Raw genomic sequence first — 20,473 nt, 5'->3', positions numbered from 1 at the left:
CGCCTTCGGCGCGCCCCGGAGTGACAATCGCCCTCGCCCCACGCATCCCGGCAGCCGCCGTCACGCAAACTTTGCGGGATCAAACCGGCTGCCTTTCTGGCTATGGATGACGGGGCCGGTCGATTCGACCGGGCCTGAAGGAATGAGCGCGGAGCCCGTGTAGCTCTGCCGCGGGGAGGCGAGATGGAACACGTCTGGTTGCGTGGGGTGGCCGAGCGGTTCGGCATCGATGGCGGGCTGCGCCAACTCGGCGGCGAATACGATCTCAACTTCCGCGGCAGGACCGCCGAACGCGACGTCATCGTCAAGGCGATGCGTCCGCAAGGCGAGCCGGCTCTGGTCGACCAGCAATGTGCCGCGATCAGCCATGCCCTCGCCGCCGATCCCACGCTGCCCCTGCCCCGCCTGATCCCCGCCGAGAGCAACCGCTTCTGGCAGAATGTGGCTGACCCTCAGGGCCATCAGCGCATGGTCTGGGTCCAGCGCGCCTTCGAGGGCATCCCGATGGGCGAAGCCGGGCCGCAGCCGCCCGCCGTCCTCACCGAGCTCGGCGCGCTGACCGCGCGTCTCGATCTCGCCCTGCGCGATTTCAAGGTCACGGCGGCGCCAGACGCGGCGAAGTGGGACCTGACCAAGGCCAGCTGGATCAAACCGCATCTCGATGTGCTGGAAGGATCGCGCCGGAAGCTCGTCGCGGAGATCGTCGCCAGCTTTGAGGCTCTGCAGCCCGTCCTCGACCGACTGCCGCGGCAGACCATCCACAACGACCTCAACGACTTCAACATCCTCGTCGAGCCGCGCCTCGGTGAGCCTGCCCTGATCAGCGGCCTGATCGATTTCGGCGACATGACCAATGGTCCACGGGTCTGCGAGATCGCCATCGCCGCCGCCTATGCCATTCTCGACCACGAGACTCCCGAAGCGGCGCTCGCGGCCTTCGTTGCCGGCTATCATGGCGTCTCGGCGCTCAGCGCCGAGGAGATCGGCCTGATCTGGCCGCTCGTCCGCATGCGGCTCGCGGTCAGTGTCGTGAACTCGACCATCGAGGCCAAGGGCCGCCCGAACGACCCCTATGTGACGATCTCGCAAGCCCCCGCCTGGCGCCTGCTGGAGAACCCCGCCATCGACGGCAAATTGATGGGCGCGCGCCTGCGCAATGCCTGCGGCCTGCCCGTCACCGACGCTGCCGGTCGCATTGCGAGCTGGATCGCCGGACAGCGCGGCAGCTTCGCGCCCGTGCTTGGCCGCCCGCTCGACGGTCTCCCGGTCGGCTCGCTCGGCGTCGCCGAGGCGACGATCCCGCAGAACCCATTCGAACTGCGTGCCGACGAGGCCCGCAATCTCGGCACCGGGCTCGGTATCACATCCGAGTGGTGGCTCGGCCAGTACGGTGAGCCGCGGCTGGTCTATACCGACAAGGCCTTCCGCAAGGGCCGCTGGCTGGCCTCGAACCGCCGCACCATCCACATGGCGATCGATGTGTTCGGCCCGGCAGGCGAGCCGGTTCGTGCGCCCCTCGCCGGCAAGGTCGCGCTGGCGGAGAACCGCGAGGGCCATCTCGACTACGGTGGCGTCGTCATCCTCGAGCATCGCACGCCCGCAGGCGATGTCTTCCACACCCTCTATGGCCACCTCGCCGCCGACGGCGCAGCCAAGCTCAAAGCCGGCCAGGAGATCGCGGCGGGTGAGGCCTTCGCCAGGCTCGGCCCGGCCGAGGAGAACGGCGGCTGGGAGCCGCATCTGCATTTCCAGCTGGCGCTGACGCTGGACGGCATGGGACATGATTGGCCGGGCGTCGCCGATCCCGACGACTGGGCGCTCTGGCAGGCGATCTGCCCGAACCCCGCCGCCCTGCTCAACCTGCCCGACGAGGTCGTCGCCTATCAGGCGATCGACGAGGCCGCGCTGCTGGCCGAGCGCAAGGCTCGCTTCGGCGCCAATCTCAAGCTCAGCTACAAGAAGCCGGTCACCTTCCTGCGCGGCTGGCGCCATCATCTCTTCGACGCGATGGGCCGGCCCTATCTCGACGCCTATAACAACGTGCCCCATGTCGGCCACGCCCATCCGCGCATCCGCAAGGTAGCGATGGACCAGCTCGCGCGGATGAACTCCAATACGCGCTATCTGCACCCAGCGCCGATGGCGCTGGCCGAGCGCCTCACCGCCAAGCTCCCCCAGGAGCTGGAGGTCTGTTTCTTCGTCAATTCCGGCTCGGAAGCGAACGAACTGGCGCTGCGCCTCGCGCGGGCCGCCAGCGGCGGTTACGACATCGTCACGCCCGATCACGGCTATCACGGCAACACCACCGGCGCGATCGACATCTCCGCCTACAAGTTCAACAAGCCGAACATGGGCGGCCGCAAGCCCTGGGTGCAACTCATCGACGTCGCCGACGATTATCGCGGCCGCTTCCGCCGTGACGATGCCGACCGGGCGCTGCATTACGCTGAGCAGGTCGACGGCGCGCTGACGGCCATCGCGGAGCGCGGCGGCAAGGTCGCGGGCTTCATCGCCGAGACCTTCCCGAGCGTCGGCGGCCAGATCATCCCGCCGCCCGGCTATCTCGCCGCGGTCTATGAGCGCATCCGCACCGCAGGCGGCATCTGCATCGCCGACGAAGTCCAGACCGGGCTCGGCCGCCTCGGCGACTATTATTTCGGCTTCGAGCAGCAGGCCGTGCAGCCGGACATCGTCGTGCTCGGCAAGCCGCTGGGCAACGGCCACCCGATCGGCGCGGTCATTACCACCCGCGCCATCGCCGAGCGTTTCGCCGAGGGACCGGAGTATTTCTCGACCTTCGGCGGCTCGAACCTGTCCTGCCGCATCGCCTCCGAAGTGCTCGACATCGTCGAGGAGGAAGGGCTCTCGGCCAATGCCAAGGCGATGGGCGACAAGCTGCTCGCAGGCATGCGCGCGCTGATGGCGGACTATCCCAGCGTCGGCGACGTGCGCGGCATCGGCCTCTTCCTCGGCCTGGAGCTGGTCACGGACCGCGAGACGCTGGAGCCCGCGACGGACGCGGCGGCGCATGTCATGAACCGCCTGCGCGACATGCGCATCCTCGTCGGGCGCGAAGGCCCGGCCGACAATATCCTCAAGATTCGCCCCCCGCTAACGGTCGGTGCGGATGATGTCGAGATGATCCTCGACCGGCTGAGGATCTGCCTGCGCGAGGTCGAGGCGGCGCGCTGAGCCGCCTCAGCCGGCCTTCGGCTCCTGCTGCAGCGTGTAGCGAAAGTTGCAGTGGGTCGCGCCGCCCATGATCGTCTGCGTGCGTTCGAGCGTGATGCGCGGGTCGTAGCCCGTGCAGAACACGCCGTCGCGGTTGCAGGAGAGCAGGTGGCCGATCTTGCCGAGCCCCATCTCGCGATAGGTCTCGGCATAACGGCAGCGATGGACGTTGTAGTCGAACTCGGTGTCGGTCGCCTTGACCACCTCGATGACGAGCGCGTCGTCCTGCGTCCACAGCGCCTGCAATTCCTGGAAGCTGCGCAGGCTGGTGCCGCCCGGCGTCTTGGCCGCGAAGGATTGTCCGGCTGCGATCGCCGCCTTGCGGATCGCCTGATCGAGGATCGACTGCGCCATCTCCTCGCCCAGGCGCTCGCGCATCTCCTCATAGATCGGCGCGATGATGCCGGCCTCGATCCGCCTGCGGGCGAGGATACCGATCTCGCCGTCGAAGACCGGGTTATCGCCTGGCTCGGCCGGTTGCTCCGTCTCGCTCATCGCGTTCCTCCGTCTGTCTGCATGCGGCGGCGCAAGTTTAGAACATGCGGGGCGTCGCGGAAAACCGGTGGTCAGCTCGGCCGAAGCACGCGGCGCGGTGGCGACGGCAGGAAGTTGAACTTCTCCTCGATCACGGTGCCGTCGTCGGAGACGATCGCGAACCAGCGCCGGTTGCCGCAATGAACGGAGAGCCGCCAGCGGCCCAGATCCTCGCCTTCGCCGCGTTCGACGCGGCTGGTCACGAGGCCGCGGCGCTGCATCTCCAGCCATTCCGCCGACGACCAGCCGAAGCGGGCCGCGATACGCTCCGCATCCAGCACGAAGGCTCCGCTGGCATCGCGGATGATCGGAGCCCAGGCCGGCTCAGCGCGCTCCTGTTCCATCGCTCACTTCCGGAGACGTGGCCGATGGCGGCGGCATGATCCGCAGCGTTTCGGCCAGACACAGGAAGAGATGATAGAGGACGCGGGACGGCAGCGATACCGGCAGGGGCCCACCTGCACGGTCGAGCTGGTTGTGCCAGAGCCCGGTCCGCGCATCGACGAAATGGCGGAACATCAGGTCGAGGTGCTGCGGCAGCCGCGAGCCGGCATCTTTATCCCCGGCGAATTCGAAACGCGCGCCGAGCGCCTTGATGAACTCGGTCTGCGGCCAGAGCAGCTTCGTCGAGGCGACGACAGCGCCCTCGGGGTCAACGCCATCGAGCACCAGCGCCGGGAGCCCCCGCGCGCGGTCGAGCCCGTGCACGAGACCGAAGCTGTAAAGCCCGTCGGCAAGCGCACGCGCCTTCTCCCAGCCGGTCAGCCGATGATGGTGATGCAGCAGCCAGACCCATTCGAACTGATGCCCGGGCTCGCGCAACCGGCCCGCATCGCCCGCGACGGGTTGCCAGTCCGGCGTGAAGAACTCGCCGAGCGTACCCATGGCGTCGATGAAGTGTTCCGCCGCCAGCCGGACGATGCGGCCGGCAGCGTCAAGCCAGCGCTGCTCGCCGGTCGCTTCCGCAAGCGCATGGAAGGCCTCGAGCAGATGCATATGCGGGTTCTGGCGGCGCGGCAGCGTGGCGAGATCGTCCTCGGCATAGCCGCCAAGCGGAGCAGAAAGCTCCATCTCGATCAGATCCATCGTCGCCCCGGCGAGGCGAATTGCGGCTGTGTCGCCGGTCGCGCGGTGATAATGCGCGCAGCCGAACAGCACGAAGGCGAGATCGTAGAGGTCGCGACGCGGCACGCTCGCCGCTCCATCGGGCAGGAAGCGCTTCGGCACATAGCCGTTGGCTTCCTGCGCCTTCAGCAGCAGCGAGAAGCCGTACTGCGCCGCCTCCAGCGCCGCCTGGCTTCCGCTTAGTCGGGCGGCGTGGCTAAAGGTATAGGTCAGGCGCGCCGTCGTCAGCGCGCTGCGATCAGGCGCGGTGACCGGCCGACCATCCGGCGTGAACTCTTCGACGAAGCCGCCCACCTTGCGGTCGACCGCGCGCTCGATCCACGCTGGGATCAGCGTTTCATGAGTCCAGCGCTGCAGGCCGGCAGGCGACAGGTCGAGCATGGGCCGGCTCAATGCGCCTGCGTCTGCGCGTGCAGGATCTGGCCGAGGAACTGGCGGGTACGCTCGTTCTGCGGCGAGGAGAAGAACTGATCGGGCGGCGCGACCTCGACGATCTCGCCGGCATCCATGAAGATCACCCGGTCGGCGACCTTGCGGGCGAAACCCATCTCATGGGTGACGCAGAGCATGGTCATGCCGCTCTCGGCGAGCTCGACCATGACGTCGAGCACTTCGCTGACCATCTCAGGGTCGAGCGCCGAGGTCGGCTCGTCGAACAGCATGATCTTGGGGTTCATGCAGAGCGAACGGGCGATCGCGACGCGCTGCTGCTGGCCGCCGGAGAGCTGTACCGGATATTTGTTCGCCTGTTCCGGGATATGGACGCGCTCCAGGATCCTGCGGGCATTGGCTTCGGCCTGCGGCCGCGGAATGCCGCGCACCTTCATCGGAGCGAGCGTGCAGTTCTCCAGCGCCGTCAGATGCGGAAACAGGTTGAAGCTCTGGAACACCATGCCGATCTCGCGGCGGATATCCTCGATGCCCTTGAGCCTGGCATCGACGGTCGTGCCGTCGATGACGATCTCGCCCTTCTGATGCTCCTCGAGCTGGTTGAGACAGCGGATCAGCGTCGACTTGCCCGAGCCCGACGGCCCGCAGATGACGATGCGCTCACCGCGCGACACGGTGAGGTCGATATCGCGCAGGACGTGGAAGTCGCCGTAGAACTTGTCGACCTTGCGCATCTCGATGATCGGGGCGCCGATCTCGGCTGCGGTTGAGGCGATAGCGGCCATCTGGAAAACCGTTCTGGACTGGCTGGTGGAAGAAGAGCCCGGCCTATGACCGGGCGCTTCCGCTGTTACGGGAACCGATGCGATTGCGCTGGCCCGTATGTCATCCTGGATCAAATCCGGGACGAAGTCGTGGTTGAGAAGGCAATCAGAACTTTCCGGATTCGAACACCGGCATCGGCGGCAGCTTGGACAGCGGGATGCCGAACCACTTCTGGTTGATCTTCGAGAGCTCGCCATTGCCCTCGATCTCGGCGATGAACTTGTTGGAGAACTCGGCCAGCGCGGTGTCGGACTTGCGGAAGGCCATGCCGTTGGCCTGTTCCTTCAGCGTGATCTTCGGCTCGATGCCGAGCTGCGGATAGTCCTTGTTGAGCTGGGCGAGGATGGTGTTGCTTGCGCCCATCGCCTGGACCTGGCCGGAAATCAGCGCCTGGAGGGTGGTGGCATCGTCGTCGAAGCGCTTGAGCGGCGTGCCCTGCGGGGCGACGGCGCTGATCGCGATGTCCTGCGTCGAGGCGCGCGCGACGCTGATGGTCACGTTCTTCAGGTCTTCCGGCGTCTTGATGCTGAGGCTCTTGGGAGCCAGCACATAGATCGTCAGCGTGCTGTAGGGGTTGGAGAACAGTACCTGCTTCTGGCGCTCGGGCGTGATGCCGAAGGTCGCGATCAGCACGTCGACCTTGTTGGTCAGCAGATAGGGGATGCGGTTGGGCCCGGTGACCGGCACGAGTTCGAGCTTGACGCCGAGCGCCTTGGCCATCAGCGCCGCGACATCGGCATCGTAACCGGCTGGCTGCTGGTTCGCGTCGGTGCCGCCGAAGGGCGGGTAGTCGGTCAGCACGCCGACCATCAGCTTGCCGCGCGCCTTGATCTCGTCAGGCGTCGCGGCCTGCGCCGGGGCAACATTGAGTGCAGCGGCAGCGAGGCCGGCGAAGACCAGCGCGCCGAGGCTGCGGCGGCAAATCGATTTAAACAGCGACATGGACGTTCTCCTCTGAGGGGCAGGCTTGGTGTTGCGCAGCCGCGCTCAGCGCGCGGCGACGAGGAGCTTATGCTCCATTCTTTTGCTGTAGGCCGAGAGCGGCCGGCAGATGACGTAATAGACCAGCGCGACGAGCGCGAAGATGGTGAAGGGCCGGAAGGTGGCATTATTGATGATCTGCCCCGCGCGTGTCAGCTCGACGAAGCCGATGATCGAGGCAAGCGAGGTGCCCTTGATCAGCTGCACGACGAAGCCGATCGTCGGCGGGATCGCAATACGGATCGCCTGCGGGGCGATGATCAGCGCCATCTTCGGAACATAGCGCAGGCCAAGCGAGGTCGCAGCCTCCCATTGCCCGCGCGGCACCACCTCGATCGCGCCGCGCCAGATCTCGCCGAGGAAGGCGCTGGCATGGAGCGACAGGCCGAGCGCCGCCGCCGTCCAGGGGTCGACCGACCAGCCGAACAGTCCGGGCACGAAGAAGGCGAGGAAGAGCTGCATCAGCAACGGCGTGCCCTGGAAGAGCTTGATATAGCCGGCCGAGGCGATCCTCAGCCATTTGAACTCGCTGGTCCTGGCGAGGGCGACCAGCGCCCCGCCGATCGCCCCGCCGAGGAAGGCGACGAGCGACAGCAGCAGCGTCCAGCGCACCGCCATGATGATGTAGATGATGTCGGCTGATCCGAGCGTGCGCATCGTCGTCACCTCACCGGGTTGGCTTGCGCAGGAAGGCGCGCTCGATCCCGGCGAACACCGTCCAGAAGAAGACGGACAGGCCGAGATACATGCATGTGACGACGAAATAGACCTCGAAGCTGCGGAAGGTGCGCGACTGGATGTCGCCCGCCACCGCCGTCAGCTCGCTCGCCGCAATCGCCGAGCAGACGCTGGTGTTCAGCATCAGCAGGATGAACTGGCTGGTCAGCGAGGGATAGATCGCCTGGATCGCCGGTTTCAGGATGATGTAGTGGAAGATCTGGAGCGGGCGCATGCCCAGCGACTTGCCCGCCTCGACCTGCCCCTTGTGAATGCTCTCGATACCGGCCCGGATGATCTCGATGCCGTAGGCGCCGACATTGACGACGAGCGCCAGCAGCGCTGCCGCGTTCGAAGACATCTTCAGCCCCATCGAGGGCAAGCCGAAATAGATCACGAAGATCTGGATCAGGAACGGCGTATTGCGGATCAGCTCGATATATTCGTCGATGATCCAGCGCAGCCATTTTGGCCCCGAGGTCTTGCCGAGCGCGCCGGCTATCGAGACGACCATGCCGATCGCCATCGCCAGCGCCGAAAGCACGAGCGAATTGAGGAGCCCGTGCAGCAGCTCCGGCCACGCCGCGAAGACGTCGGCAAAATCGAATTCATAGCTCATGCGAACCGCCCCTGCCGGGCCGCGAAAGCAGAACAGCCTTCATGCGCCTTCCTCATCCAGTCCTCCCGGCCGGCATTGTTCCACCAGCTCGGCCGATGTTGTCGCACCATCCCTACAATCGCGGAATCAGCAAGCCGCCATCGACGTTGATCACTGTGCCTGTTGCATAGGCGAATTGCCCACTCGTCAGAGCGGCGACGCAGGCCGCGACATCCTCGCCCTCGCCCCAGCGCCCGGCGGGGATCAGGCCCTCGGCGATGCGGGCATCATATTTGGCGGCGACCTTGGCGGTCATGTCGGAGCGGATCACGCCGGGACGGACCTCGAAAACGGGAATGCCTTCTGGCGCGAGCCTGACCGCCAGTGCTTTCGCCCACATCGAGAGACCGAGCTTGGAGACGCAGTACTGCGCCCGGTCGATCGAGACCAGCTCCGTCGAGGCCGAGGTGATGAAGACGATCGCCGGACGATCCGGCTTGTCCGCCAACATCGCCTTGGCGACTTCCTGGCTGAGGAAGGCCGCGCCGCGCAGATTGACGTCCATCACGAGGTCGAAGCTCTCCTCCGTGATCTCCAGCATGTCGCCGCGCACCGGCGCGCCGATGCCGGCATTCGAGACGAAGAGATCGAGCCGGCCGAAAGCCGCCTTCACAGTCGAAACTAGACCCGCATGGCTCGCGACCGCCGCGACGTCGTGCTTGAAGAACCGTGCCTTGGCACCGGCTCCTTCGAAAAGCTTCAACGCCTCGGCCACCGCCTCATCCTCGGCGATATCGGTGAAGGCGATGTCGTGACCAGCCTTGGCAAGCGCCACGCCGATCGCGCGGCCGATGCCGCGTCTTGCGCCGGTGATCAGGGCGACGGGACGCGTCATCTCACTCTCCGCGGTAGGTTGGCGTGCGCTTCTCTTGGAAGGCGGCGACGCCCTCCTTCACGTCCTCCGTATAGGAGACGAGCGAGCTCGCCAGCGTCTCCAGGATCGCGCCGCCATCTTCGCCCTCTGCCGCGTTGATGAGCTGCTTGACGATGAGGTTCGCGACCGGCCCGCGCTGGCTGATACGCTCGGCCATGGCTTGCGCCGCGGCGAGTGCCCCGCCCTTCTCCACGACCTGATCGACGATGCCGAGCGTCAGCGCCTGTTCGGCGGTGACGATCTCGCCGGTCAGCGCAAGGCGCCGCGCCACCTGCCCGCCGAGCCGCCTCACCAGGCGCTGCGTGCCCGACCATCCGGGGATCATGCCGAGCCCGGTCTCGGGCAGGCCGATTTTGGCCCGGGCCTCGCAGATGCGGATATCGGCGGTGACGGCGAGCTCGAGCCCGCCGCCCAGCGCATGTCCGTTCATCGCGGCGATGACCGGCGGCTTCATCCGCGCCAGCTTGTCGAAGACGCGATGGCCGGAGCGGACCCAGCCCTGCCCCATTTCCAGCGGAGAGAGCCCGCCCCAGGCGACGATGTCGCCGCCGGCGCAGAAGGCCTTGCCCTCGGCCGTCAGGATGACGGCGCGGACCGAGCGGTCGGCATCAACAGCGTCGGCGAAGCGGCCGAGCAGCCGGACCATGACGTCGTCGAGTGCGTTGAGCTTTTCCGGCCGGGCGAGCGTGATCGTCGCGATGCCCGCGGCGATGTCGAGGCGAACGGGATCGCTCATGCTGCCCTCTTGGGAACGTCGAGGCCGATCAGCGCATCATTGAACAGCGCCGCGTCCATCAGCTTCGGCGGCTGCGGCACGAGCAACGGGAACTCGCTCTGGCTGAGGATGTCGCGCTCCAGATCGACGCCCGGCGCAATCTCGGTGACGACGATACCTTCGGGCGTCAGCTTCATCACGCAGCGCTCGGTGATGTAGGTCACGTCCTGCCCTTGTGCGACGGCGCGCGGGCCGGAGAAGGAGATGTGTTCGACCGCCTCGACGAGCTTCTTCACCTTGCCCTCCTTCTCGATGACAAGCTTGCCCTCAGTGATGGCGAGCTTGGCCGCAGCGCTGAAATAGCCGGAGAAGACGATGCGCTTGGCGCGCGCGGTGATGTCGATGAATCCACCGGCGCCGGCCGTGACATGCGGCCTGACGCCGAGCTTGGAGACGTTGACGCAGCCCTGCCGGTCGATCTGCAGGAAGGAGAGCAGCGACATGTCGAAGCCCGCACCCTGAAAGTAAGTGAACTGGTAGGGCGAAGGCACGATCGCCTCGGCATTGGAGGCGCAGCCGAACTGGAATTCGAGCAGCGGCACGCCGCCGACGGCGCCCTGCTCGATCACCCAGGTCACGGCGCCGTGCTGGCCTTCCTCGATCAGGATACGCGGGACATTGGCGGAGATGCCGAAACCGATATTGACGGCATCGCCATGGCGCAGCTCCTGCGCCACCCGGCGCGCAATGACCTTGGCGACGTCGAAGGCCGGCGTCTCAAAGCTCGACAGCGGCCGGCGCACCTCGCCGGAAATCGCGGGGTCATAGACGGTCTGCGTCGTCTGCATCTGGTCGGGGGCGACCACGATGGCATCGACGAGGATGCCGGGCACGAAAACCGCTTGCGTGTTCAAGCTGCCGGCCTCGACCACGCGCTTCACCTGCGCGATGACGATGCCGCCATTGTTGCGCACCGCCAGCGCCTGGTCGAGCGGGCCGAGCAGGCCGCCCTCATGCTCATAGGAAAGATTGCCCCGCTCGTCGGCCGTGGTGGCGCGGATGATCGCGACCTTCGGCACAATGCTGCGGAAATAGAGCCAGTCCTCGCCGTCGAACTCGACTCGGGAGACGATCGGCTCGGCGGCGGCGCGCGCATTCATGGCGCAGCCCTGGTGCTTGGGATCGACGAAGGTGTCCATGCCGATCTTGGTCAGCACGCCCGGCCGCTTGGCGGCGGCTTCGCGATGCATGTCGAACAGGATGCCGCTCGGAATGTTGTAGGCCGGGATCTCGTCGCCTGTGACCATCTTCCAGATCGCGGGCGGCTCGGCCGAGGATGGGCCGGACGGGTAGGAGCCGCCCATGATCCGCGCCAGCAGGCCGGGCTTGGCGAGATGGTCGATGCCCTTGACGCCCCACATGTCGCCCGCCGCGATCGGATGCAAAGTCGTCAGGTTGCGCGGATGGCCGGAGGCATCGAAGCGCCGGCCGATCGCCGCCAGCACGGCATCGGGACATCCGAGGCCGGAGGAGGAGGAAACCGTGACAATGGCCTCGTCCGGGATCAGGGCGGCGGCTTCGTCGGCAGAGAGGATGCGGGGAAAGGCCATGATTTTGTCTCTTGGGAGGTTTCAGCCGGCGGCGGCGAGTGCGCGCTGATAGGCGCCGCAGGATTCGCGGATGACGAGATGGGCGGGGCCGATGAAGCTCTCAGGCTCTGCGGCGGGATCGGCGATCTGCTTCAGCAGCAGCGCGGCGGCGCGCTCGCCCAAGCCAACAGGATCGACCGCGACGGTGGTCAAAGCCGGCGAGACATGGCGCGCCTCGCTGGTGTCGTCGAAGCCGACGATCGCGATGTCGCGCCCGACGACGAGGCCGTGCCGCGCCGCCGCCAGCATCGCGCCGATGGCGGTGACGTCGTTGTAGCAGACCACGGCCGTTGGCCGATCGGCGAGTGAGAGCACGGCGCTCATCGCGCCGAAGCCGCCATCGCGGGTCGGCATGCTTTCGAGGTTGAGCGCCGGATCGATGCTGCGGCCGGCCGCCTCCATAGCCGAGAGAAAGCCGCCATGGCGCTCCTGCCGGACGACCATGGAATGCATGCCGCCGAGAAAAGCGATGCGCTCATGGCCGAGATTGATGAGATGGCGGGTGACGCGGCTGGCGCCGACGAGGTTCTCGGGTACCACGACGCTGGTGTCGGCACCGGGCAGGCGGCGGATCGCCACGAGCAGGGCGGTGCCGGCTGCCTTGGCCCAGTCGAGGTGCTCCGGTCGCGTATCCAGCGCCGGGCAGAGAATGATGCCGCCGGCGCCATGTTCGCGCATCATCCGCATCACCTGCTCCTGCCGCACCACGCTCTCGGCGGTGTTGGCCATGAAGGCGACATAGCCCGCCATCTGCAGGACCTTCTCCACCCCGATGGCGAATTCGGCAAAGAACGGGTTGGAGAGATCGTTGAGGACGAGGCCGACGATGCGGGATTGCGCATTGCGCAGATTCGCGGCGCCGCGATTATAGACGTAGCCGAGCCGGTCCATGGTTTCGAGGACATGCTGGCGTGTCTCGGGCTTGACCGCGCCGCGGCCGGTCAGGACGAGCGAGACCGTCGATTTCGAGACGCCCGCGGCGTCCGCGATCTCGATGATCGTCACCTTTCCCTTGCTGCCTTTCGGCTGCGGCATGGTTTCGTCCCTGATGCGCGAGGCGCTGTTCTTTTCTTGGAACGTTCCATTATCAGTGTATGGAGCGATGCGCAATATCTCCCTTTCAAACGTTTTGATCGAGAGATATAAGGCCGTAAGCACGTTTCTGAAATGGAACGTTCCAATAAATCAATTCGGAGGAAGCGATGGCCGAGATCACCCTGCCCCGCATGGATGGCAGCAGCGAACGTTACAAGCTGTCGTCGCCCTCGCCCTTTCCGCGAACAGCTCCGGCCAATGGCATCCGCACCGTCTATGCTGCCGCCCATGTCGTCGCCGACCCGCTGAAGCTGTCAGAGCCCTGGCGCGTTCCGGCGGTCGACTGGGACGCGACGCTGGCCTTCCGCCACCATCTCTGGGGCCTCGGCTTCAATATCGCCGAGGCGATGGATACCTCCCAGCGCGGCATGGGGCTGGACTGGCAGAATGCGGCCGAGCTGATCACCCGTGTCCTCGCCGAGGCCAAGGCGACGCCGGGCGCGGATCTCGCCTGCGGCGCCGGTACCGACCAGCTCGCTCCGCAGGATGCCCGCAGCCTCGACGACGTGATCCGCGCCTATGAGGAGCAGATCGGCCATGTCGAAGAGCATGGCGGCAAGATCATCCTGATGGCGAGCCGCGCGCTTTGCCGCGTCGCCAAGGGGCCGGACGACTATCTCGCCGTCTATGGCCGCCTGATCCGCCAGTGCCGTGGCAAGGTGATCCTGCACTGGTTGGGCGAGATGTTCGATCCCGCGCTGGCCGGTTATTGGGGCAGCCGCGATTTCGAGCCCGCCATGGAGACGGTTCTGACCCTGATCCGCGAGCACGCCGACAAGATCGACGGCATCAAGATCTCGCTGCTCGACGCCGGCAAGGAGATCGAGATGCGCCGCCTGCTGCCGGAAGGCGTCGTCATGTATACCGGCGACGACTTCAACTATGCCGAGCTGATCGCCGGCGACGCGCAAGGCTTCTCGCACGGGCTGCTCGGCATCTTCGACCCGATCGCGCCAGCCGCCGCCGCCGCTTTCGCCAAGCTGGAGGCGGGCGACCGCGCCGGCTTCCACGCCATCCTCGACCCGACCGTTGCGCTGTCCCGTCGGCTCTTCGAGGCGCCGACGCAACATTACAAATGCGGCGTCGTCTTCCTCGCCTGGCTGGGCGGCTTCCAGAGCCATTTCCGCATGGTCGGCGGCGCCGAATCTGCGCGCGGCATCCTGCATTACGCCGACCTCTTCCGCCTCGCCGATCAGTCCGGCCTGTTCGTTGACCCGGATCTGGCAGCGCGCCGCATGGCGCAGCTCTGCGCCATCAACGGCATCGCCTGAGGAGCAAGCCATGCACGCCCCCCTGCTCGACGCCGAGATCTACGACCAGATCCGCGAGACCGCCCGGCGTTTCGCAGAGGATGTCGTCAAACCCGCCGCCAACGATCTGGACCGCGACGAGACCTTCCCCGCCGAGATCTACCGCCAGATGGGCGAGCTCGGCCTGTTCGGCATCACCGTGCCGGAAGAGCATGGCGGCGCCGGCCTCGACACCTTCGCCTACGCGATCGTGATGGAGGAATTGTCGCGCGGCTATTCCTCGGTCGCTGACCAATGCGGCCTCGTCGAGCTGATCGGCGCGCTCCTCACGCGCTACGGCACGCCGGAGCAGCTGAAACGCCTGCCGGACATCCTCTCGGCCAAGACCCGCATCGCCTATTGCCTGACCGAGGCGGAGGCAGGTTCCGACCTCTCCAATGTCCGCACCACCGCGCGCGAAACGGCTGATGGCTACGTCATCGACGGCGGCAAGCTCTGGATCCACAATGCCCCGGTCGCCGATCTCGGTTTCGTGCTGGCTTCGACCGATCCGGCCGCCGGCCATCGCGGCATGAGCATCTTCCTGGTCGACCTCAACGCGCCCGGCGTCTCGCGCGGCCCGAAGGAACACAAGATGGGCCAGCGCGCGAGCCAGGTCGGCGCGCTCAATTTCGACGGCGTCACCGTGCCGCGCGAAGCGCTGCTCGGCCCCAAGGGCCGCGGCTTCCACATCATGATGAGTGTGCTGGAGAAAGGCCGCGTCGGCATCGCCTCGCTGGCGGTGGGGATCGCGCAGGCCGGCCTCGAAGCGGCGCTGGCCTATGCTCGCGACCGGCGCCAGTTCGGCAAGCCGATCCTCGACAATCAGGGCCTGCAATGGATGCTGGCCGACATGGCCAAGGACATCGCCGCCGCGCGCGCCCTCGTCGAGCGCGCCGCGCTGCTGATCGACCATGCCAAGCCAGCGACATCCGCTTCGTCGATGGCCAAGTGCTTCGCCAGCGACATGGCCGTGGCGCAGACGGCCAATGCCGTGCAGATCTTCGGCGGCTCCGGCTATATCCGTGGCTTCGAGGTCGAGCGGCTCTATCGCGACGCCAAGATCACCCAGATCTACGAAGGCACCAACCAGATCCAGCGCACCATCATCGCGCGGGAGCTGATCAAGGGCGCCTGACAGCGCCAAGACCCCTCCGACGCGGTGCCCTGCCGCGTCGCCTCCGGCACAATGCCCTCGACATCGCCTGCCGATCGCGCTCGGCTGCGGAAAGGCGAATCCTGCAGCCTTGGGATTCGCGTCGAATGCGGGAGCGACAGGGATGAAAACGATCAAGGGACCGGCCATCTTCCTCGCCCAGTTCGCAGGGGACGCGGCGCCGTTCAATGATCTTGCCGGCATCGCCCGCTGGGCAGCGGGGCATGGCTACAAAGGTGTCCAGATTCCGAGCTGGGATGCGCGGCTGTTCGATCTCGCACGCGCCGCCGAGAGCAAGGCCTATTGCGACGAGGTGAAGGGCATTCTCGGCGAGGCCGGCATCGAACTCACCGAGCTCTCCACACACCTTCAGGGCCAGCTCGTCGCGGTCCACCCTGCCTATGATCGCGCCTTCGACGGCTTCGCCGCGCCGCAGGTGCGCGGGAACCCGAAGGCGCGCCAGCAATGGGCGACGCAACAATTGCGGCTGGCCGCGAAGGCCTCCAGCAATCTCGGCCTCTCGGCCCATGCGACATTCTCCGGGGCGCTCGCCTGGCCATTCATCTATCCCTGGCCGCAGCGCCCGGCCGGCCTCGTCGAGACCGCTTTCGAGGAGCTGGCCAAGCGCTGGCGCCCGATCCTCGACGCCTTCGACGAAGCCGGTATCGATCTCTGCTACGAGATCCATCCCGGCGAGGATCTGCATGACGGCGTTACCTTTGAAATGTTCCTCGAACGCGTGGGCAATCACCCGCGCTGCAACATCCTCTACGACCCCAGTCATTTCCTGCTGCAGCAGCTCGACTATCTCTCCTTCGTCGATATCTATCACCAGCGCATCCGCATGTTTCATGTGAAGGACGCGGAATTCAATCCAAGCGGCCGGCAAGGGGTCTATTCCGGCTTCCAGCCCTGGATCGAGCGTGCCGGGCGGTTCCGCTCCCTCGGCGATGGGCAGGTCGATTTCGGCGCGATCTTCTCGAAGCTGACACAGTACGATTTCGACGGCTGGGCCGTGCTGGAATGGGAGTGCTGCATAAAGGATTCCGAGCAGGGCGCAGCGGAGGGAGCGCCTTTCATCGCCAGCCACCTCATCAACGTTGCCGCGCGGGCCTTCGACGACTTCGCGGCGAGCGGCATCGATCTGGCCACCAACCGTTCGCTGCTGGGACTCGATGGATGACGAGAGCGAGGGCAGGCAACCGAAGGCGGATCAGATCGGAGAGGCGATGATCCGCCTGTGATCGCGCCCATCGGCGTCAGGCCACGAGAACGACGACGTCATTCTGCCGCGCAAAGAAGCTCTGCGAATGGCGTCGCTTCAGACCGGCCTCGCGCGCTTCGAGCGAGGCATCGGACAGCTCAGGCGAATGATGGACGCATGCGAGGCACTTCGCCCCGACAGCCTGCAGCAGGCGCAGCCCCGCCTGCCAGGTCGAGTGGCCCCAGCCGCGATGCGGTTCGTAATCGAGCGCTTCGTCCCACATCGCGTCGTAGACGAGAAGATCGGCACCGCCGCAGAAGGCGGCGAGCGCGGGGTCCGGATCACCGGCGGCATGTTCATGGTCCGTCAGGATCACGATTGTCTGCCCGCCATGGCGGAACCGAAAACCGGCCGCGCACGGATCATGCTGTAGCGCGATCGTCGCGACGTCGACCCCAGAAAGCCCGGGATTGCCTCCCGGCGTGAAGCTCGAAAAACGAACCCGGCTGGGAGCTTCGGCGAAGCTGACGGGGAAGAACGGCTCGCTGAACAGGGCCGACAGCTTCGCCTCCGCACTTGCCGTGCAAGCCGGCACATGCAGCGCAATCTCGCCGCCCATGCGCCAGAGCGGCGCAAAGGCGCTCAGGCCGATGACATGGTCGAGATGCAGGTGGCTGAAGAGCAGCGTCGCGTCGCGCTCCCCGGCAGCGGCCATCGCCTGCCCGAGCCGGCGCAGTCCCGATCCCGCATCGACGATGACACGGCGCCCGGCGATCCGGACCTCGAAACACGTCGTATCCCCGCCGAAGCGGTTACAGGAGCGGCCGGAAATCGGAATCGATCCGCGCGTTCCCCAGAACCGAATGCCGAAGCCGCAATCGAGCAACCGCGCCGTCTCAGTCACGCGTCGGGCCCTCGACATCGCGCTTGGAAACAATCGCGACATTGTCCTGCAACCGCTTGACCATCAGCCGCATGACGGAGAGCATCATGTCCGGGAATTCTTCCATCAAGGCGGTGAACACCTCCTTACGGAGCTTCAACGCGGTCAACTCGCCGGTAGCACGGATGGTCGCCGACCTGACCTCCCCGGTGACGACGCCCATTTCGCCGACGATCGCGGGCGCTTCGACCGAGGAAACCCAAACGGCGCTCCCTCGAGGTCCGATCAAGACCTCCGCCCTGCCGGCGATAACGACATAGGCTGCGTCGGATTCCGCGCCCTGCTCGAACAGCATGTCGCCGGCTGCGAAGACGGCCCGCTCGCTGGTGAAGGCCAGCAGCTTGATGCGCGCAAGATCGAGATTGGCAAAGATCGGCACAGCTCTGAGCGCTCTGACATCGTCGCGCTCGCTGCCTTCATCTTCGATCGGGAAGGCGACCGAAGCGGGCTGCAGGCCAGCTGCCCGGCGCAGCCTGGCGCCGCCGAAGACGACCGACCGGTCCATGGGTATATCGCCATCGTCCTCACGCGCGACGACGATCAGGGTCCTGCCGTACATCGCAGCGCGAAGGCGCCGCAAGATCGCCTTGCCCTCGGTCGGGCTCAAGCTGCCCAGAGCATTGTCCAGGATCAGCAGCGAGGGGCGCTTGATCAGGCAGCGCGCCAGCGCAATCTGCGTTTTGACCGCCGGGAAGAGCAGACGGCCAGCATAGCCGGCCGGCTGCATGAGCCCGACCCGTGAAATCTCGTGATCGAGCCCGAGTTCGATCACGGCTTCGCGGATGGCCTCGTCGACCCGCTCGCGAATGCCGGCGCTCGCTTGGGTCACGCGCCCGAACAGAAGGTTCTCCCGGACCGATGCAGCTCCCCATTCACCGGAGTCATAGAAATCGATGGTCTTTGCAGCGTCCTGCGAAATGCGAATGCGAAAGGCCCGGCGCGCCAGCAGGATGCGCTGTTCCATCCCCTCGTCGAGAAGGCCGAGCCGGTGCAGGGGTTCGACATAGAGAAATGACAGCCCCAGGAACCGGGCCCGGTCGGCTTCGTCGATCTGCCCAGCCTCGGCCCGCGCCAGGCGCTCGCGATAGGCGGGAAACTCCTCGGCGGCAATGAAGGAAAAATTGTCGAGAAGGAGATGGTCCGGGGCCAGATCCGAGAAGATCTCGAGCATGGTCGCGGCAATGCGCTGGCCAGCCGCCGTTAGATCGTCGCTCAGGCCCAGCGAATCGAGAATGCTCCGCGTCAACGCGTGCCCGGCCAACCGGCCTCCGCCGAACAGAGCAGTGTTCGGAACGCCGAAGAGGATGTTTTCCCCGATCGTGGCGGTGCGGATGTACTGCGTCGCATCATAGGGCTCGACGGCATCCCGCGCGCCTTGCGCGGCCAGCACCGCGCGAATACGGGCCCGGATTTCCGTCAGGCGGGCAGCCAGGACGGGGACTTCGTCCACGTTGAGTTTGCTCGCGAGGCCATAGCGGAACACGACGTCGGCAAGGCCGACAATATCCAGCGTTGCGGCCAGCCGGGCTGCCGACAATTCGCCCTCGGCTCCTCGCAGGGTCTCCCCGTCATGCGTCGGATCCGCATCGCGATCGGTCCTCACGCCGTCACCGCGCAGACCATAGGCGATGTTGTCGCGCAGTGATCCATCGAAGATCGCCGGCTCGCTGCCCGCATAGGCGATGCAGCGGCCGCGAGCCGCCACGGAAATCGCGTCGAGCGCGACATCGCCGATCTTGATGGAACCGCCGCTCGGCGTCAGTCGTCCCCCGAGGATGCGCGCGACGCAGCCGGCGCCCTCCCCCATGCCCGACAGCAAGACATGCTGCTTCAGTGGCAGCGTCAGCGAGACCCGGTCGAGCATTCGGTCGCCGGTTGCGCTGACCGCGCTAAGGCCCTGCAGGGCGATCACGCCGGCCTCGGGGAATGGGTCGTTGACGGGCTCCGGTTGCGCGGAAGGAACCGAGAGCGCGAACTGTTCGGTGACCTGCTGAAACTTGGCTTCGACATCGAGACGCTGCTGGTCCCAATCGATGAGGTCCTTCACGGGCGGAGGCAGGTCGCGATAGGCCGCGATGACCGCCACAAGTTGGCCGATCCCGAGATTCCCGGTCAGGGTGGCATAGCCGCCGATCGTGTAGAACAGGAACGGCGTGATCTGCGCGATCAGATTGTTCAGAGCTTTGACGGCGAATTTCCGCCCATAGAGTCGGTAGCGTATGCCGAACAGCGTTTCGAGTCGTTGCGCGACCTCTCCGCGTTCGAGCGCGGCGGTCCCGTGATTGGAAACCTCGTCCAGCGTCTCCACAACTTCTCCGATCTTGCCGGCGAGGGCGCGCGAAGCGATCTGGCGCTCCCTGCCGAGCCGGATCTGCTCCCGCCGCAACCGTGGAATGACGAGGACCTGCGAGGAGATCATCGCGACGGCGACAAGGCCGAGCAGAGCGTTCTGTATCAGGATGAAGACGAGTGCGGTCATCGCCTGCCCGCCCAGGAAGACCGGCTGAACGAACGCATCTCCGACGAAGCCCCCGATAGGCTCGACCTCATCCTTGATGATCGAGGCGGCTTCCGAAGGCTTCAGACGCTGGCGCTGCTCGGGCGTCGACGAAAGCAGGGACGAGAACAGATCGAAGCGGAGCCGCTGCAGCAATCTTTCGCCGAGAGCCCCCTTTTTCATATTGATTGTATATTTGAAGTAACCGTTGATAACGATCAGCGTTAAAAATAAAAAGGACAAAATAAAAAGATAAGAGATACGATTTACCTTAATCCCATCGTATTTCACCTCTGATCCGAATAATTCAACGCCTGTACTGAACGACAGGAATACCGCGTATTCGCTGCCATCCCGAAAGGCATTTCCCTGCAAGGCGCCCGCGATGATGTATTTGGGCAACTCGAGAGAAAGATAATAGAACGGCAGAGACAGAACGACGATCGAAATAATCCTGAGCTGCTCTCGACAACTATTCTTCCAGATATAAGAAAAAAGTTGATTCAAACGGGGCATTATTTCTCCCCTTCGAAACGCTCACCCGTCCTAGGCGCCTCAAGCCGTGGAACACGCACAGACATCGTCAATAT

At 65.7% G+C, this 20,473-nt stretch carries 17 protein-coding genes; 4 read left to right on the top strand and 13 right to left on the bottom strand.

The genetic code is table 11. From position 1 onward, the window contains the following. Nucleotides 1-183 precede the first annotated feature (183 nt). Complete coding sequence (locus tag AB4Z16_RS24410; protein WP_441513920.1) at nt 184-3,192, top strand: aminotransferase class III-fold pyridoxal phosphate-dependent enzyme; 3,009 nt, start codon at nt 184-186, stop codon at nt 3,190-3,192. 6 nt (nt 3,193-3,198) lie between these two features. On the opposite strand, the gene AB4Z16_RS24405 is transcribed toward AB4Z16_RS24410, so the two are convergent. The 11 genes from AB4Z16_RS24405 to AB4Z16_RS24355 all read right to left on the bottom strand — a co-directional run bounded on the left by AB4Z16_RS24405 (nt 3,199) and on the right by AB4Z16_RS24355 (nt 12,734). After that, nucleotides 3,199-3,726 carry an L-2-amino-thiazoline-4-carboxylic acid hydrolase gene (locus tag AB4Z16_RS24405; RefSeq protein ID WP_441513919.1) on the bottom strand — a complete coding sequence of 176 codons (528 nt, stop codon included), beginning with the start codon at nt 3,724-3,726 and terminating at the stop codon, nt 3,199-3,201. A 71-nt stretch (nt 3,727-3,797) separates the two neighbouring features. After that, the gene (locus AB4Z16_RS24400) at nt 3,798-4,109 is read right to left on the bottom strand and encodes a DUF6522 family protein (RefSeq protein ID WP_441513918.1); all 312 of its coding nucleotides are present in this window, start codon (nt 4,107-4,109) and stop codon (nt 3,798-3,800) included. Continuing rightward, nucleotides 4,090-5,271 carry an AGE family epimerase/isomerase gene (locus AB4Z16_RS24395; RefSeq protein WP_441513917.1) on the bottom strand — a complete coding sequence of 394 codons (1,182 nt, stop codon included), beginning with the start codon at nt 5,269-5,271 and terminating at the stop codon, nt 4,090-4,092. The genes AB4Z16_RS24400 and AB4Z16_RS24395 overlap by 20 nt, the downstream gene beginning before the upstream one ends. An 8-nt stretch (nt 5,272-5,279) precedes the next feature. Further along, nucleotides 5,280-6,014, bottom strand: coding sequence for an amino acid ABC transporter ATP-binding protein (locus AB4Z16_RS24390; RefSeq protein ID WP_441514014.1), 735 nt, complete (start codon nt 6,012-6,014; stop codon nt 5,280-5,282). Nucleotides 6,015-6,210: 196 nt separating this feature from the next. Further along, nucleotides 6,211-7,047: a transporter substrate-binding domain-containing protein gene (locus AB4Z16_RS24385; RefSeq protein WP_441513916.1), complete on the bottom strand. Its 837-nt coding sequence runs from the start codon at nt 7,045-7,047 to the stop codon at nt 6,211-6,213. A 45-nt stretch (nt 7,048-7,092) separates the two neighbouring features. After that, nucleotides 7,093-7,743 carry an amino acid ABC transporter permease gene (locus AB4Z16_RS24380; protein ID WP_441513915.1) on the bottom strand — a complete coding sequence of 217 codons (651 nt, stop codon included), beginning with the start codon at nt 7,741-7,743 and terminating at the stop codon, nt 7,093-7,095. 10 nt (nt 7,744-7,753) lie between these two features. Then, on the bottom strand, nt 7,754-8,422 hold the full coding sequence (locus AB4Z16_RS24375) for an amino acid ABC transporter permease (protein ID WP_441513914.1): 669 nt from the start codon (nt 8,420-8,422) through the stop codon (nt 7,754-7,756). A gap of 112 nt (nt 8,423-8,534) precedes the next feature. After that, nucleotides 8,535-9,296: a 3-ketoacyl-ACP reductase gene (locus AB4Z16_RS24370; RefSeq protein ID WP_441513913.1), complete on the bottom strand. Its 762-nt coding sequence runs from the start codon at nt 9,294-9,296 to the stop codon at nt 8,535-8,537. Nucleotide 9,297: 1 nt separating this feature from the next. Beyond that, nucleotides 9,298-10,071 (bottom strand): enoyl-CoA hydratase/isomerase family protein, encoded by a 774-nt coding sequence (locus AB4Z16_RS24365; RefSeq protein WP_441513912.1) that lies wholly within the window; start codon nt 10,069-10,071, stop codon nt 9,298-9,300. Continuing rightward, nucleotides 10,068-11,660, bottom strand: coding sequence for an acyl CoA:acetate/3-ketoacid CoA transferase (locus AB4Z16_RS24360; RefSeq protein WP_441513911.1), 1,593 nt, complete (start codon nt 11,658-11,660; stop codon nt 10,068-10,070). The genes AB4Z16_RS24365 and AB4Z16_RS24360 overlap by 4 nt, the downstream gene beginning before the upstream one ends. Before the next feature lie 21 nt (nt 11,661-11,681). Then, a complete protein-coding gene (locus AB4Z16_RS24355; protein WP_441513910.1) occupies nt 11,682-12,734 on the bottom strand; it encodes a LacI family DNA-binding transcriptional regulator in 1,053 nt (350 codons plus the stop codon). A 167-nt stretch (nt 12,735-12,901) separates the two neighbouring features. Between AB4Z16_RS24355 and AB4Z16_RS24350 the strand changes: the two genes are divergently transcribed. The 3 genes from AB4Z16_RS24350 to AB4Z16_RS24340 all read left to right on the top strand — a co-directional run bounded on the left by AB4Z16_RS24350 (nt 12,902) and on the right by AB4Z16_RS24340 (nt 16,422). Further along, on the top strand, nt 12,902-14,065 hold the full coding sequence (locus AB4Z16_RS24350; RefSeq protein WP_441513909.1) for a dihydrodipicolinate synthase family protein: 1,164 nt from the start codon (nt 12,902-12,904) through the stop codon (nt 14,063-14,065). A gap of 10 nt (nt 14,066-14,075) precedes the next feature. Beyond that, nucleotides 14,076-15,221, top strand: a complete 1,146-nt coding sequence (locus tag AB4Z16_RS24345; protein ID WP_441513908.1) for an acyl-CoA dehydrogenase family protein — start codon at nt 14,076-14,078, stop codon at nt 15,219-15,221. A 142-nt stretch (nt 15,222-15,363) separates the two neighbouring features. Then, complete coding sequence (locus AB4Z16_RS24340) at nt 15,364-16,422, top strand: sugar phosphate isomerase/epimerase family protein (RefSeq protein WP_441513907.1); 1,059 nt, start codon at nt 15,364-15,366, stop codon at nt 16,420-16,422. Between the two features lie 76 nt (nt 16,423-16,498). On the opposite strand, the gene AB4Z16_RS24335 is transcribed toward AB4Z16_RS24340, so the two are convergent. Together AB4Z16_RS24335 and AB4Z16_RS24330 are read right to left on the bottom strand one after the other, a co-directional pair. Then, entirely contained in the window at nt 16,499-17,347 is an 849-nt protein-coding gene (locus tag AB4Z16_RS24335; protein WP_441513906.1) for an MBL fold metallo-hydrolase, read from the bottom strand. Then, nucleotides 17,340-20,399 (bottom strand): cyclic nucleotide-binding domain-containing protein, encoded by a 3,060-nt coding sequence (locus AB4Z16_RS24330; protein ID WP_441513905.1) that lies wholly within the window; start codon nt 20,397-20,399, stop codon nt 17,340-17,342. The genes AB4Z16_RS24335 and AB4Z16_RS24330 overlap by 8 nt, the downstream gene beginning before the upstream one ends. Between the last annotated feature and the right edge of the window lie 74 nt (nt 20,400-20,473).

Origin of the sequence: Allobosea sp. TAF32 (assembly GCF_052113585.1) — a bacterium.
Classification (GTDB): Bacteria; Pseudomonadota; Alphaproteobacteria; order Rhizobiales; family Beijerinckiaceae; genus Allobosea.
This window is presented reverse-complemented; position numbering and strand designations above follow the sequence as displayed.